Genomic DNA, 15,312 nt, shown 5'->3' on the forward strand with positions numbered 1-15,312 from the left:
AACAGTTATGATTCGATGAAAATCTCAGGAGCATCGATAACTTCGATGACTTCTCCACCTTTTTTCTCGTCCATAGCAAACGAACCATTCGATGTTCGATCACCTATAGGAAAATCCGTTGGATCAATCGTTATCTGTTGTCCTTTTTGATTCATCAAGATTATTTCTTTTGATCTTCCTTCCGACATATAGATAATACGGTGCGGATTTTTTTTCAGCTCACGCATGACCGTCACTCCCCGCTTCGCACGTGAAGTTTGGCTGATTTCTTGAGCAAGCATGCGTTTCACAGCTCCTCGCTGAGTAACGATTACGATCGGCGTATCTCCGTCTGCTAACACAAGCAGCCCATTGACAATCCTATCTCCATCTTTCAAATTCATAGACTTCACTCCAGCTGCCTTTGCTCCAACAACGGGAACATCTGTTAAAGGATAGCGCAAGCCCATTCCTTGATGCGTTACTAAGAACACATCTAAGCCTGGCTGGTCTTCTTTCAGATATACAGCAATAAGTTCATCTTCTTCCGCCTTTAGCTTCATACAGCTGAGCGGACGGCTCTTGTAGGTGCGCCATGGTTCGAACTCTGTCATTCGTGTTTGCTTGATCAATCCATTCTTGCTGATGAATACAAATGTTTTCTCTGCTTGGATTTTTTGATATGGGAAAACAGCTAAGATCGATTCATCTACAGACAGATTGGAGATTGTTTGAGAAATGTGTTCGCCAGCATCTTTCCATTTCAAATCGGGTAGTTCATGAACAGGACGGTAGATCACATTTGCTTTATTCGTAATCAGAAGAACATGGTCCAATGTGCTCAATTCACCTGAGTACAGCAAGTAGTCGCCTTCTCGCATCCCGATTTCTTCTGGTTTCGAAGCACTATAAGAACGAAGGCTTGTTCGCTTCACATAGCCTTCTCGTGTCACACTGACGATTACGTCTTCTTGCGCCACTAAAACTTGCGTATCGATTTTGATTTCTTCGATTTCGTCTTCGATTGTCGTCAGACGAGCGGAAGAGTAATTTTTTTTCACTTCTCGCAATTCTTTTTTCATAACAGAGAAAAGCTCTTTGTCGTTTGAAAGGATTTTATTCAACTCTGTGATTTGTGCAATCAAGCTTTCAGATTCCTTTTGAAGCTCTGTGATATCTGTGTTCGTCAAACGATATAGTTGCAATGTGACGATTGCTTCTGCTTGTTCTTCTGTAAATTGGAAAACGTCGACTAAATTCTTTTTGGCGTCTTTTTTGTCTTTACTCTCACGAATCGTTGCGATTACTTCATCCAGAATCGATAAAGCTTTCATCAGGCCTTCCACGATATGCTGTCTTTTTTGAGCTTTGGCTAAATCGAATTGGCTGCGTTTTGTTATGACTTGCTTTCGATGCTCGATATAACTTCTTAAAATGTCTTTCAGTCCAACTTGATGCGGAGTCATATGATCGATAGCGACCATATTGAAATTGTAATTGATCTGTAGCTCAGTGTTTTTGAACAAATAATTCAGAATACCTTGAGCGTTGGCGTCTTTTTTCAATTCAACGACAATTTGCAGACCAGTTCGATCACTTTCATCTCGTACTTCAGCTATTCCATCGATTTTCTTATTCAAACGGATCTCATCCATTTTTTTCACCAATGTCGCTTTATTTACTTCATATGGGATTTCAGTGATCACGATTTGCTGTTTATTGCCCTTCATTGCTTCTATCTTTGTTTTCGAACGAAGAATAACTTTTCCTCGCCCTGTTTCATAAGCTTTTTTGATTTCATCTTTTCCTTGCAAGATCCCTCCTGTTGGAAAGTCAGGTCCAGGAATATATTCCATCAATTTTTCAAGGCTCGCTTGTGGATGATCGATCATATAGATTGTGCCGTCGATCACTTCAGCTAAGTTATGCGTCGGGATTTCTGTCGCATATCCAGCAGATATACCTGTCGATCCATTGACTAGAAGGTTTGGGTATCGAGCTGGAAGGACTGTTGGTTCTTTTTCTGTATCATCAAAATTCCACACGAGATCGACTGTTTCTTTTTCGATATCTGCTAGCATCTCTCCACTTAACTTGGATAATCTGGCTTCAGTATAACGCATCGCAGCAGGTGGATCACCGTCCATACTCCCGTTATTTCCGTGCATCTCGATCAGTACTTCCCGCAACTTCCAATCTTGGCTCATGCGGACCATCGCTTCATAAATACTGCTGTCACCATGAGGATGATAATTCCCCATGATATTTCCGACAGATTTTGCTGATTTACGGAATCCTTTGTCATACGTATTGCCATCTTTGTTCATGGCAAATAATATCCGGCGTTGTACTGGTTTCAATCCATCACGGATATCAGGCAGTGCACGTTCTTGGATAATATATTTGGAATAACGTCCGAAGCGGTCACCCATCACTTCTTCTAAAGTTAATTCTTGTACTTCTTGTCGATTTTCCATCAGGTGACCTCCTATTCTACTTCAAATAACTGATTGTCTTCGTTTTTATCTGCTCGTTCTTCATCTAACAATTCATTAGAAACCGAAGGAGAGATTTCAGCATCCTCTTTTTTATCTAAGATACTGCCATCTTCTTCCAACGTAAATTGTACGTGATTTTCGATCCATTTTCTTCGAGGTTCTACTTTGTCACCCATTAGTGTGGTTACTCGACGCTCAGCTTGCGCAGCATCGTCGATACGGACGCGGATCAACGTACGGGAAGTTGGATCCATCGTTGTTTCCCACAATTGTTCCGCATTCATCTCTCCAAGTCCTTTATATCGCTGTAGCATATATCCTTTGCCGACTTTTTTAATCATTGCTGCCAATTCGTCATCTGTCCACGCATATTCAATGACTTGCTTCTTCCCTTGTCCTTTGGATACTTTATATAAAGGAGGTAACGCGATATATACTTTCCCAGCTTCAATCAGCGGTTTCATATAACGATAAAAGAAAGTAAGCAGTAATACTTGAATATGGGCGCCGTCTGTATCCGCATCGGTCATGATGATTACTTTGTCGTAATTACAGTCTTCGATAGAAAATTCAGGGCCGACTCCTGCACCAATCGTATAGATCATCGTATTGATTTCTTCATTTTTCAAGATATCTTGCATTTTAGCTTTTTCGGTATTGATGACTTTTCCTCGTAAAGGTAGAATTGCTTGGAACTTTCTGTCTCTTCCTTGTTTAGCAGATCCGCCGGCAGAATCCCCTTCGACTAAATACAATTCATTTTTCTTAGGGTTTCGGGATTGTGCGGGTGTCAATTTTCCTGAAAGAAGAGATTCGCCTTTTTTACGTTTCTTCCCATTTCGGCTTTCTTCTCTGGCTTTACGTGCTGCTTCTCTCGCTTCTCTCGCTTTGATTGCTTTACGGACCAACATCTGGCTCATTTCGCTATTTTCCTGCAAATAAAAGCCCATTTGTTCACTGATGACGTTATCTACTACGGTACGAGCAACTGGCGTACCAAGTTTTTCTTTTGTTTGGCCTTCAAATTGCAGAAGATTTTCAGGTACACGGATAGAGAGAACAGCAGCTAATCCTTCTCTGAAATCACTACCTTCCAGATTCTTGTCCCGTTCTTTCAGCAAGCCGACTTTTCTCGCATATTCGTTATAAGATTTCGTCATTGCCGCTTTCATTCCAGCTTCATGGGTTCCACCATCTTTTGTTCGAACATTATTGACAAAAGATAAGACATTTTCTGAATACCCGTCATTGTATTGATAAGCGACCTCTACTTCGATACCTTCTTTTTCTCCTGAAAAATAAACGACCGGTGTCAATGTATCTTTTTCTTCATTCAGGTAATCAACAAATTCTTTGATTCCTTCTTCATAATGGAAAACTTCCTTGACTGATTCTTCTCCCCGAAGATCAGAAAGTGAGATTTTAACGCCTTTTAGAAGAAAGGCAGATTCTCTTAACCGTTCGGCTAAAATTTCGTATGAAAATTTTGTTGTACTAAATATTGTATCGTCTGGTAAAAAATGGACAATCGTCCCGTTTGCTTTTCTTGTTTTTCCTATCTTTTTCAACGTACCGTCAGGTTTACCGCCGTTTTTAAATTTCTGCTGATACTCTATGCCATCTCTAACGATTGTTACAGTCAGCCATTTCGATAAGGCATTTACCACACTGGCTCCTACACCGTGAAGTCCACCAGAAGTTTTGTACCCTCCTTGGCCAAACTTTCCGCCAGCATGCAGCACAGTAAAAATCACTTCAACTGTTGGGATTCCGGAAGCATGCATCCCTACAGGCATCCCGCGTCCGCTATCTGCAACAGTTATACTATTGTCTTCATGGATGGTCACATCAATCTCACTGCCATATCCTGATAATGCTTCATCAACTGCATTATCGACGATTTCATAGACTAAATGATGCAAGCCTCGGCTGTCAGTGGATCCAATGTACATCCCTGGTCTTTTTCTAACTGCCTCTAATCCTTCCAATACTTGGATGGACGAGTCATTATATTCGTTGTTTACTTTTTTTGCCAAGGCAAACGCTCCTTCAATAATACTTTGCGGCAAAACCGCACCACGATTATCATACTAGAAAAGGTCGTGAAAAAAAAGAGGTTAGATGAGAAATCAATTTTAATTATCTCCTAACCGCTTTTTCGACATTCCTCTCTATCGATCATCTCTTCTTTGTGGTCATTTTTATTTTTGGTTTTCTTTCAACTTACCAAGTTCAATCTTGATACAGCGATCCATTACGATGTCTGTGCGTCCTGCTTTTCTTAGCATCTCATCTGCTTCTTCGTTTTCGATCCCTAGTTGTGCCCAAAACACTTTAGCATCGGTTTTCAAAAAATCAGCTGCTATTTCAGGCAAAAATTCGCTCCGTCTAAATACATCTACGATATCGATTGGATCATCGATTTCTGTTACATTCGCATAAACTTTCTCTCCTAGAATTTCTTCACCAGCCAATAATGGATTTACTGGTATGATTTTATATCCATTGTCTTGCAATACCTGTGCAACCATGTAACTTGTTCGCTCTGGTTTATTGCTCAAGCCTACGACGGCAATATTTTTTGCTTCTTTCAAATAGTTAAAAATCGTTTCTTGTGTTGGATTTTTTATAGACATTTCTGTCACCCCTTGCTTTTCTTTTTATTTCATCTATTATACTTGTATCTTTCATTTTTTCAATTGTTCCTGTTACCTATTCATGCTAAAATAAAGGATAGTTTTCAACTTGAGAGAGGGTAAAAAATGAAATTGATCTTATTACTTATTTTAGCATATCTTTTAGGTTCTATTCCTTCCGGTGTCTGGATCGGCAAATTGTTTTTCAAAAAAGATATCCGGCAACATGGGAGCGGTAATACTGGAACCACCAATACATTTCGGGTATTAGGCAAAACCGCCGGGATCGTTGTCCTTCTTATGGATATTTTAAAGGGTACATTGGCTACTTGTCTGCCGATGATTTTTCACCTTTCTGGGACTAACCCTCTTTGGTTTGGGGTATGTGCGATTCTTGGTCATACATTTCCGATATTTGCTGGGTTTAAAGGAGGAAAAGCTGTTGCGACAAGTGCAGGAATGCTTTTAGGATTTAATCCTGTATTTTTTGTTTATTCCTGTATCATTTTTATCGTTAGTCTATTTTGTACAAGTATGGTGAGTTTGAGCAGTATGATCAGTGCAGCGTTGATCACTTTATCCACGATCGTCCTTCCTTATGTAGCTCCTGTGATTTTGGCTAAGCCCAATTGGTTGCTGACGATCATTGCCTTTTTAGTCTCTTCCTTTATCTTCTATCGTCACAAAGACAATATCAAGCGTATCAGAAACCATACGGAAAGTCGAATCCCATTTGGTTTGAACAGCAGCAAGAAAAAATCCTGACACTTTTTCAGTCCAAAGAGATAAAACAGGAGTGTGACAAATCCATGTCACACTCCCTTTTTTCGAACAAACGATGTTCCAGAAGCTGACCACTTCTGCCACAACCTCTTATTACTTGATGTAGAATAGCTTTTTTACACCCTCTTACTTCACTGTGATCGAATATTTTGTCTTGAAGATTTCATGGGCACCTAGTTGATTGATTCCTACTTTTTCCATCAAGTTTCCACTGCTATTCACCGTGTCAGCAATTCCACACCATGGTTCGATACACACGAAAGGGGCTTCTTTTGGATAAGGAGACCAGATTCCTACATAAGGCATATCTTTATAGCTTAAAGTTATGCTATGGTAAGATTTTTCACTCCGAATGGCGTACGCATTTAGTCCTCTTGTTTCAAAAACCAATGCATCTTGATCAAAAAGCTCCCGATTCAAAGCCAAATTCGTATTTGTTTGTCCTAACGTCTTTTGATCCATATCAATGAATGGGCCTTTCAAAGGCAGGCGTAATCTTGATTTCAATGGAGAAAATGCTAGATAAAAGTCTTCGAATGACAATCCTTCTTCAAGAGGTACATTGAAAGCAGGATGTCCACCGATAGAAAAGAACATTTCTTCTTCACCTGTATTTGCTACTTGGTAATGGACCGTGATACCGTCTCCTCCTAATTCATAACTAATCACTAATTCAAAATCAAAAGGATATTTTTCTAATGTCTCCGGTGTATTCCGCAAGATGAAACTAGCCATTTCTTGTCCATGTTCAATGACTTCAAAATCCATATCTCGGGCAAATCCATGTTGTCCCATTTGATATGTTTTCCCTTGGTAAACATACTGGTCATCTTTTAAGCGTCCAACAAAAGGGAATAAAACTGGTGCATGTCTACCCCAATACGCTGGATCACCTTGCCAGATATACTCTAAACCGTGTTCTTTTGATTTTAAACTGATCAATTCCGCACCGTGTTCAGCGATTTCAGCGATCAGCTGGTCATTTTGAATAATAACAGTCATTGCCATTCCTCCAACTTCGACTTACTTTTTAAAATGGGAAGGCTGGAGCAAACATCTATATCCGCCCCAGTCCCCTTGTTTCTAATAACTATGTTTTGCCAATTCGTCTTTAAAACGGGAATTCAATACTTTTAAATAAGTTCCCTTCATGCCTAACGAGCGAGATTCAATGATTCCAGCTGATTCCAATTTTCGTAAAGCATTGACGATCACAGAACGAGTGATTCCGATGCTATCGGCGATGTTAGAAGCAGTCAAACGTCCTTCATCTCCATCCAATGCTTCAAAAATGGCTTGTACAGCCTTTAACTCGCTGTAAGACAATGTGTTGATTGCCATTTGAACAGCCGTTGCACTCCGTACATCAGCTTCGATACTTCGAGACTTCTGATAAAGGATCTGCATACCGACAACCGTAGCTCCATATTCTGCTAAGACGAGATCGTCATCTGCAAACGATTGTTCCACGCGAGATAAAATGATCGTCCCCAGACGTTCGCCAGCTCCAAAGATTGGAACGACAGTCGTCAAACCAAATGGGTATTTTTCTCTTGACTCTACCGGAAACGCAGTAATATCACTTGTAATCGGGATATTAGCTTCAGTTTTCATCAGCTGTGCCACTGTATCAGTGTAAGATTCAGGAAATTGTTTCTCAACAAACATTGTTTTGATTCGTTCATTATTCACATCGTGGCGTTCATTATAACCTAGTAATACTCCGTCACTTCCTATGATATAGGTGTTGCTGTCAAGAATACCACCTAATGTGACAGCCATTTTATCGTAAGGCAAATCTGCTTGCATGTCAAAAGTATTCTTTTGCTGCAAAAGTGTGTTTATCTTGCGGGTTTTCGTTAGCAAGTCTGTCATTGTCGTCCTCCGATTTTATAAAATATAGCGACTTAAATCTTCATTTGCCGCAATTGAGCCAAGTTTGTCATCAACGTATGCTTCTGTGATCGTTATTTCACCCATTTGCATATCTGGTGCTTCAAATAATAGGTCTTCTAATAGTTTTTCCAAAATAGTATGCAGTCTACGTGCACCGATATTATCTGTGTCACGATTGACATCGAAAGCAATTTGAGCGATCCGTTCAATTGCTTCTTTTGTAAATGTAACTGACACATTTTCTGTACCAATCAATGCTACATATTGTTTTATTAAAGCATTATTCGGTTCAGTCAGAATTTTCACAAAATCTTCAGCTGTCAAATCATCTAATTCTACCCGTATTGGGAAGCGTCCTTGAAGTTCTGGAATTAGATCACTTGGTTTAGACAAATGGAAAGCTCCTGAAGCAATGAATAGGACGTGATCTGTTTGGATGATTCCGTATTTTGTGTTTACTTGTGAACCTTCGACAATTGGCAATATGTCTCTTTGGACGCCTTCTCTGGATACTTCTCCAGATTGCTGTGATTTAGAAGTAATCTTATCGATTTCATCGATAAAGATAATCCCGCTTTCTTCTGCTAATTTGATTGCCTCGCTGTGGATATCAGCATCCTTGACTAGTTTTGCTGATTCTTCTTTGATTAATAACTCTAAAGCTTCTTTGACCGTTACCGTCCGTTCCACTTTTTTCTTTGGTGTTAGAGCACCTAACGTTTCATTTAGGTCGATCCCCATTTGCTCCAATCCATTGTTCATCATTGGTGCAGGTTTCTTTTGATCTTCGACTTCAATGGTTACTTCACGATTGTCCAGTAATCCCTTTTGTAGTTGTTCCAAAACTGTACGGCGGTTGATCCGAATATCTTCTGTCACTTCTTCTTGTGGTTCTGCGTTGTTTTGCTGACTAGCATTAAAAAGATTCATCATTTGTTCAAATTGATTAGTGGATTGTTTCTGTTCTTTTTTTATACCAGGCACTAAGATTTTTACCAAACGTTTTTCAGCATTTTTTTTAGCACTTGTGTATACACGGCTGTATTGCTCTTTTTCTACGATTTGGATCGCATTTTCTACTAAATCCCGGACCATTGATTCTACATCTCTTCCGACATAACCGACTTCAGTAAATTTTGTTGCTTCGACTTTGACAAATGGTGCATTGACGATTTTGGCCAAACGTCGCGCGATTTCTGTTTTACCGACCCCTGTAGGTCCGATCATCAGCATATTTTTGGGTGTAATATCTTGTTGCATTTTTTCATCTAACTGCAAACGGCGGTAGCGGTTACGCAAAGCGACGGCAACAGATTTTTTTGCTGCATGCTGTCCTACGATGTACTCGTCTAATTCACTTACGATTTGTCTTGGTGTTTGTTTCAATTCATACATATTTACTCACCTCTTACAGTTCTTCTACGATAATATTATGATTAGTAAAGATACAGATGTCTGCGGCAATATTTAACGCATTTTCTGCAATTTCTTTCGCACTCATGTCATTTTGAGCATAATTTTTCATTGCTCGGGCTGCGGCCAACGCAAAATTCCCGCCTGATCCGATAGCTAAGATGCCATCATCTGGCGTAATTACTTCTCCTGTACCTGAAACAAGAAGCATTTCTTTCTCATTCATTACGATCAGCATCGCTTCAAGTTTTTGCATAGATTGCTGTGTCCGCCATTCTTGAGCTAATTCAACAGCTGCACGTTGCAGATTTCCATTGTATTCGTTCAGTTTGCCTTCAAATTTTTCTTCTAAAGTAAATGCATCTGCGACACTTCCGGCGAAACCTACAACGACTTCGCCATTGTAGATACGTCGTACTTTCTTTGCTGTGCCTTTCATGACAACAGATTCACCCATTGTTACTTGGCCATCTCCAGCCATGGCAAATTTTCCGTCTTTTTCGACAGCACAGATTGTGGTTGAATGAAATGGTGATTCGACCATGTTTGTTTCCTCCTAAATTTGTTCTTTTCCTTATTTTACGCTCTTGGATGGAATGAACGATAGTTTTTTTGTAAACTTTCTTTTGTTACATGGGCATAGATCTGGGTAGTTGATAAATTGGCATGTCCTAACAATTCTTGGACTGTCCGCAAATCTGCCCCATTATTTAATAAATGAGTGGCGAATGTATGGCGCAGCATGTGGGGATGGGTATCGCTATCCAAGCTGCTTTTTTTGATCATCTGATTCAAGACATATTCAATACCAGTAGGCGTGATTGGTTTTCCATGATGATTCACAAAAACAATATCATGCTCTTCGTGATATTTTGTCATCAATACCTGACGGCCTTCTGTGAAATATTCTTGTAGAGCATCTTGGGCAAAAGAACCTAGAGGCGCGTATCTCTCCTTGTTTCCTTTACCATGAATCAACATGACCTCTGAATCAAAATCAATGTCTGATACCAACAGATTGCTACACTCGCTTAAACGGATACCAGATCCGTAAAGGACTTCCAGCAAAGCGCGGTTCCTCAAATCTAGAGGACTATCTCCTGCTACGCTGTCAAAAAGTGCTTGCATTTCATCTTCATAAAAAAAGCGTGGCAATCTCAAATTTTTCTTTTTGAGATGAACGTAAGAAAATGGATTTTCTTTTATCACTTCTTCTTTGAGAAGGTACTGATAAAACGAACGGAGGCTAGCTATCTTGCGACTGATAGAGTTTCTGCTATAGCTGGGGCGATGATCAGCTAATGCACTCAAATAGACACGAACCGTAAAGTATTCCGCCTTCAGCAGATCAGCGTCTCCAGATTCCTCCAAGAAATGTTTAAAATGGAGAATATCTTCTTCATATGCTTCTTTCGTTTTTTCTGAATATCCTCTTTCGACAATCAAATAACGCAAAAATTTTTGTTCCCACGTGGCTTCCGTCATTTTCTCACCTTCCTTTTGTCCCAGAGAATAATTTAGCACAGCGTCTACAAAAAGACAAATAAATTGTCAGAATTTAACCAATATTTCTAAGTTTGTTCACAATTAATGCAATTCCTCACATTTTGTTTGAGAAATCCTTAAGAAAAACGCAAGAAAAAGAGCGAGACTATCCGTCTCACCCTCTTCATCGAGTTTGCTCACTCATTTGGGACTGCTATTTTTTCTAATTCTTTTTTTATTGTCTCATTCGCTTTTAAAGCGCGTTGGGCAATTGCTTCATATCTTGCTTTTTTGTCCCGAATGCGTTCCGGCAATTCAGGAAACAGACCGTAGTTGGCATTCATTGGTTGGAAATGTTTTCCTTCCGCATGAGTAATGTAATAAGCCATGCTTCCAATAGCTGTTTCTTGTGGAAACTCGACTGGTTCCATTTCTTTTGCTAAGCGTGCGGCATTGATTCCAGCAAGTAATCCGCTTGCTGCACTTTCAACATAGCCTTCTACACCAGTCATCTGACCTGCAAAGAACAAATCTTCGCGTTTCGTTGATTGATACGTCGGTTTCAGTAATTCTGGCGAATTCATAAAGCTATTTCGGTGCATAACACCATAGCGAACGAATTCAGCATTTTCCAATCCAGGAATCATCCGGAAAACACGTTTTTGCTCGCCCCATTTCAAGTGAGTTTGGAAGCCCACGATGTTGTATAAAGAAGCTGCAGCATTGTCTTGACGTAGCTGGATAACAGCATAAGGACGTTTGCCAGTTTTAGGATCTTCCAATCCAACTGGTTTCATAGGACCAAAAAGCATTGTTTTGAATCCACGCTGTGCCATTACTTCGATTGGCATACATCCTTCAAAATATTTTTCTTTTTCAAAAGATTTAAGTTCTGCCACTTCGGCATTGATTAGTGCCTCATGGAAAGCTCTGAATTCCTCTTCTGTCATCGGACAGTTCAAGTAAGCTGCTTCTCCTTTGTCATAGCGGGACTTCAAATATACTTTATCCATATCGATCGTAGCTTTGTCTACGATCGGTGCAGCTGCGTCGTAGAAATAAAAACCATCTGAACCATTGAATGCTTTGATGCTTTCTGCCAATGGATGAGAAGTCAACGGTCCTGTTGCTACTACGGTGATTCCTTCTGGTATTTCAGTAATTTCTTCGTTTATCACTGTTACTAATGGATGCTCTTTGACTTTTCGGGTAATCGTTTCAGAAAAAGAATCTCGGTCAACAGCTAAAGCACCACCAGCTGGCACTGCTGTTTCATCTGCCGAAGTGATTACTACTGAATTCAATCGTCGCATTTCTTCTTTCAATAATCCTACTGCGTTAGCCAAACTGTTTCCTCTTAGTGAATTGGAACATACTAGTTCAGCAAAATTACTTGTGTGATGCGCCTCAGTCGATTTGACTGGACGCATTTCATATAAACGGACAGGTACTCCTGCTTGTGCGATCTGCCAAGCAGCTTCACTTCCGGCAAGTCCTGCTCCAACAACATTTACCATTTTCAATGAAAGAACCTCTTTTCTATTATTTTTGGATGTCTTCTTCGTAGTCTCCATTTACACAGACTACTTGTTTGCCACCTTTGACTTTCTTTTCGACCAGATATCCGTCACATTTTGGACAATTTCTGCCCACTGGTTTATCCCAAGAAGTGAATTCACATTCTGGGAAACGAGAACAACCGTAGAACAGTCTGTTTTTCTTAGATTTTCGTTCGATGACTTGCCCTTCATGACATACTGGACAAGTCACACCGATTTCTTTTACGATCGGTTTGGTATTCCGACAATCAGGAAAATTGCTACAAGCATAAAACTTCCCGTATTTCCCTAATTTTATCACCATCGGATGTCCACAGACATCACAATCGAATCCTGCTGGTTCATCTTTGATTTGGATTTTTTCGATTTTTTCTTCCGCATTCGTCAGTTCTTTTTCAAACGGTTTATAGAAACGATCGACTACTTTGACCCACGCTTCCGTGCCTTCTTCGATTTTATCCAAATCTCCTTCCATTTCTGCTGTGAAATGGATATCGACGATTTGAGGGAAGAATTCACAGATCAGCGAATTGACAATCTCTCCTAATTCTGTCGGCTCAAATCTTTTTTGTGTCAATTTTACATAGTAGCGTCTTTGGATCGTATCAAGTGTTGGTGCATAAGTGGAAGGTCGCCCTACCCCGTTTTCTTCTAGTGCACGAATCAACGTAGCCTCACTGAAACGTGCAGGTGGTTGAGTAAAATGCTGTTTTGGTTCAATATCAACAGATTGGACGACATCGCCTTCTTCAAGTTCTGGAAGAATATTTTCTTTCTCTTCTTTGCCGTCATCTCTACCTTCCACATACACTTGCATGAATCCTTTGAATTTGATTTTTGAACCGTTCGCAATGAAGATCACACCATTTTGTTCTAATGTTACTTTCATTGTATCTAAAATAGCCGGCGTCATCTGACTAGCCACAAAACGTGACCAGATCAATGTATAAAGTTTCAATTGATCTTTATCTAAATATTGTTTGAGTTCATCTGGTGTACGAAGCACACTTGTTGGACGCACAGCTTCATGGGCATCTTGTGCACCTTGAGCATTTTTGATCTTTCGGTGATCATGTCTAGAAAATTCTTTTCCATACGTATCTTCAATAAATGCTGCGGCCTCTGCTTTTGCTGTATCGGCAATCCGGGTAGAATCAGTACGCATGTATGTAATCAAGCCGACTGTTCCTTGTTTACCCAAAGTGATTCCTTCATATAATTGTTGTGCTACCATCATGGTTTTTCTTGTTCGAAAGTTTAATTTACGGGCAGCTTCCTGTTGCAGGCTACTTGTAGTGAAAGGATTCGCAGGGTTTCTTTTGCGCTCTTTCTTTTCTACTTTTTTAACTTCGAAGTCTGTTCCATCAATTCTAGCAGTGACTTCTTTTACACTTTGTGCATCTGGTAATTTCTTTTTCTTACCGTCGATTCCCCAGAAATTTGCTTTGAATTTCTTGCGAGCTTTTTTAAAATTACCGTCGATGCTCCAATATTCTTCTGGAACAAATTCTCGGATCTCTTTTTCACGGTCAATAATAATTTTTAAAGCGACAGATTGGACACGTCCTGCACTTAACCCTTTCTTGACTTTGCGCCAAAGAATAGGGCTGATCGAATAACCAACGATTCTGTCTAAGGTACGACGAGCTTGCTGTGCATCTACTAAATCTACATCGATTGTTCTTGGTTCCTTAAAGGCTGCTTTGACTGCATCTTTTGTGATTTCATTGAAGACCACCCGATTTTTTTCTTTCAGATCCAACCCAAGTAGGTACGCTAAATGCCAAGCAATCGCTTCTCCTTCTCTATCCGGGTCACTTGCCAAGTAAACTTTTTGAGCTTTTTTTGCTGCGGCTTTCAGGCTTTTGATGACATCGCCTTTTCCGCGTATAGAAATATAATGGGGTTCATAATTGTTTTCAAAATCGATACCCATTTTACTTTTCGGTAAATCTCTTATATGGCCAACACTGGCCATTACTTTATAGTTTCGTCCAAGATATTTCTCAATCGTCTTGGCTTTTGCAGGTGATTCTACAATCACTAAATATTTATACGCCATTACTGAATGGACTCCTTTCCATTGTCGTGTTCCTACTATTAAAAGAGGATTCATACAAATCGTAGCTAATCATATCCATTCAGAAAACGTTTGTCAAGAAAAGCAAATGAAAAGTATGGTGTTATTCTTTAAATTCTGCCAAGATATCTTCACCCGAAACCGTGCAAACTGCACCGTCTTGGATCAAATGATGACATCCGGTAGAATGTTCTGTTAAAATATTTCCTGGAACAGAAAAAACTGTTCTTCCAAGATCCAATGCTTGCTGTGCTGTTATCAGAGAGCCGCTTTTTTTCTTGGCTTCAAAGACACATGTTCCTTTAGACAAAGCTGCGATAATACGATTTCTCATTGGAAAACGATGCTTTTTCGGGCCGGATTGAGGAGGATATTCACTCAAAAGAAGATGATCATTTGCAATCACCTCTTGCAGGTCACGATTTTCAGCAGGATAAACTTGCTCTATCCCTGTTCCAATGACCGCGATTGTCCGTCCACCATGAGAGATTGCTGCTTGGTGACTGTAGGTATCTATCCCTTTCGCGCAGCCACTGACGATCACATATCCAGCTTCTACCACTGGTTTTAGTAAATAATACACTGTTTTTTTTGCTAAAGCAGAAGTACGTCTTCCACCAACAACGCTCAACATATTACAAGAAAGTAAAGACAGGTCACCACTGTAAAACAGGACAATTGGCGGATAGGTCAAGTGAAGCAACTGAGGGGGATAGTTGAGATCAAAGCAAGTAACAAACGACTGTTTCGATTGGATATTGTCCCAATTATTGTGAATTTCTTGCCAACTTGTACGGAACAGCTCCCGATGTGCGGTGATTTTTCCTATCTTAACGATGTCTTCAAATCCGATTTCTTTGTAAGGATACTGCATCATCCAGTTAGCAAGTGCCCATTTCCCTTGGCTACTGATTCCTTTTGCATAAGCAAGTTTCAATAAATTCTCTTCTATTTGATACATCATAAAACCGCCTTTCGTCTCT

The 15,312-nt window shown here is 39.9% G+C and carries 12 protein-coding genes; 1 reads left to right on the forward strand and 11 read right to left on the reverse strand.

The window, feature by feature from the left end:
- Positions 1-5 precede the first annotated feature (5 nt).
- The 3 genes from parC to HMPREF2961_RS04170 form a co-directional block, all read right to left on the reverse strand.
- On the reverse strand, positions 6-2,456 hold the full coding sequence (gene parC, locus HMPREF2961_RS04160; protein WP_024636193.1) for a DNA topoisomerase IV subunit A: 2,451 nt from the start codon (positions 2,454-2,456) through the stop codon (positions 6-8).
- An 11-nt stretch (positions 2,457-2,467) separates the two neighbouring features.
- Entirely contained in the window at positions 2,468-4,513 is a 2,046-nt protein-coding gene (gene parE, locus HMPREF2961_RS04165; RefSeq protein WP_002315196.1) for a DNA topoisomerase IV subunit B, read from the reverse strand.
- A 165-nt stretch (positions 4,514-4,678) separates the two neighbouring features.
- A complete protein-coding gene (locus tag HMPREF2961_RS04170) occupies positions 4,679-5,113 on the reverse strand; it encodes a CoA-binding protein (protein ID WP_002315197.1) in 435 nt (144 codons plus the stop codon).
- Positions 5,114-5,239: 126 nt separating this feature from the next.
- On the opposite strand from HMPREF2961_RS04170, the gene plsY reads away from it, so the two are divergent.
- Entirely contained in the window at positions 5,240-5,878 is a 639-nt protein-coding gene (gene plsY / locus HMPREF2961_RS04175; protein ID WP_002290229.1) for a glycerol-3-phosphate 1-O-acyltransferase PlsY, read from the forward strand.
- A gap of 144 nt (positions 5,879-6,022) precedes the next feature.
- Here plsY and HMPREF2961_RS04180 read toward each other — a convergent pair whose 3' ends face one another.
- The 8 genes from HMPREF2961_RS04180 to dprA all read right to left on the reverse strand — a co-directional run bounded on the left by HMPREF2961_RS04180 (position 6,023) and on the right by dprA (position 15,290).
- Complete coding sequence (locus HMPREF2961_RS04180) at positions 6,023-6,898, reverse strand: aldose 1-epimerase family protein (protein WP_024636192.1); 876 nt, start codon at positions 6,896-6,898, stop codon at positions 6,023-6,025.
- An 81-nt stretch (positions 6,899-6,979) separates the two neighbouring features.
- Positions 6,980-7,771 (reverse strand): GTP-sensing pleiotropic transcriptional regulator CodY, encoded by a 792-nt coding sequence (gene codY, locus HMPREF2961_RS04185; protein ID WP_002315199.1) that lies wholly within the window; start codon positions 7,769-7,771, stop codon positions 6,980-6,982.
- A 15-nt stretch (positions 7,772-7,786) separates the two neighbouring features.
- Positions 7,787-9,187: an ATP-dependent protease ATPase subunit HslU gene (hslU, locus tag HMPREF2961_RS04190; RefSeq protein WP_002290222.1), complete on the reverse strand. Its 1,401-nt coding sequence runs from the start codon at positions 9,185-9,187 to the stop codon at positions 7,787-7,789.
- 13 nt (positions 9,188-9,200) lie between these two features.
- On the reverse strand, positions 9,201-9,749 hold the full coding sequence (gene hslV / locus HMPREF2961_RS04195) for an HslVU peptidase proteolytic subunit (RefSeq protein ID WP_002290221.1): 549 nt from the start codon (positions 9,747-9,749) through the stop codon (positions 9,201-9,203).
- 35 nt (positions 9,750-9,784) lie between these two features.
- Positions 9,785-10,690 (reverse strand): tyrosine recombinase XerC, encoded by a 906-nt coding sequence (gene xerC, locus HMPREF2961_RS04200; RefSeq protein ID WP_070704008.1) that lies wholly within the window; start codon positions 10,688-10,690, stop codon positions 9,785-9,787.
- Between the two features lie 197 nt (positions 10,691-10,887).
- On the reverse strand, positions 10,888-12,264 hold the full coding sequence (gene trmFO / locus HMPREF2961_RS04205) for an FADH(2)-oxidizing methylenetetrahydrofolate--tRNA-(uracil(54)-C(5))-methyltransferase TrmFO (RefSeq protein ID WP_083314203.1): 1,377 nt from the start codon (positions 12,262-12,264) through the stop codon (positions 10,888-10,890).
- Positions 12,233-14,311, reverse strand: coding sequence for a type I DNA topoisomerase (gene topA, locus HMPREF2961_RS04210; protein WP_002288411.1), 2,079 nt, complete (start codon positions 14,309-14,311; stop codon positions 12,233-12,235). The genes trmFO and topA overlap by 32 nt, the downstream gene beginning before the upstream one ends.
- A 121-nt stretch (positions 14,312-14,432) precedes the next feature.
- Entirely contained in the window at positions 14,433-15,290 is an 858-nt protein-coding gene (gene dprA / locus HMPREF2961_RS04215) for a DNA-processing protein DprA (RefSeq protein WP_024636191.1), read from the reverse strand.
- Positions 15,291-15,312 lie beyond the last annotated feature (22 nt).

It is taken from the genome of Enterococcus sp. HMSC076E04, assembly GCF_001814285.1.
Lineage (GTDB): Bacteria > Bacillota > Bacilli > Lactobacillales > Enterococcaceae > Enterococcus_B > Enterococcus_B lactis.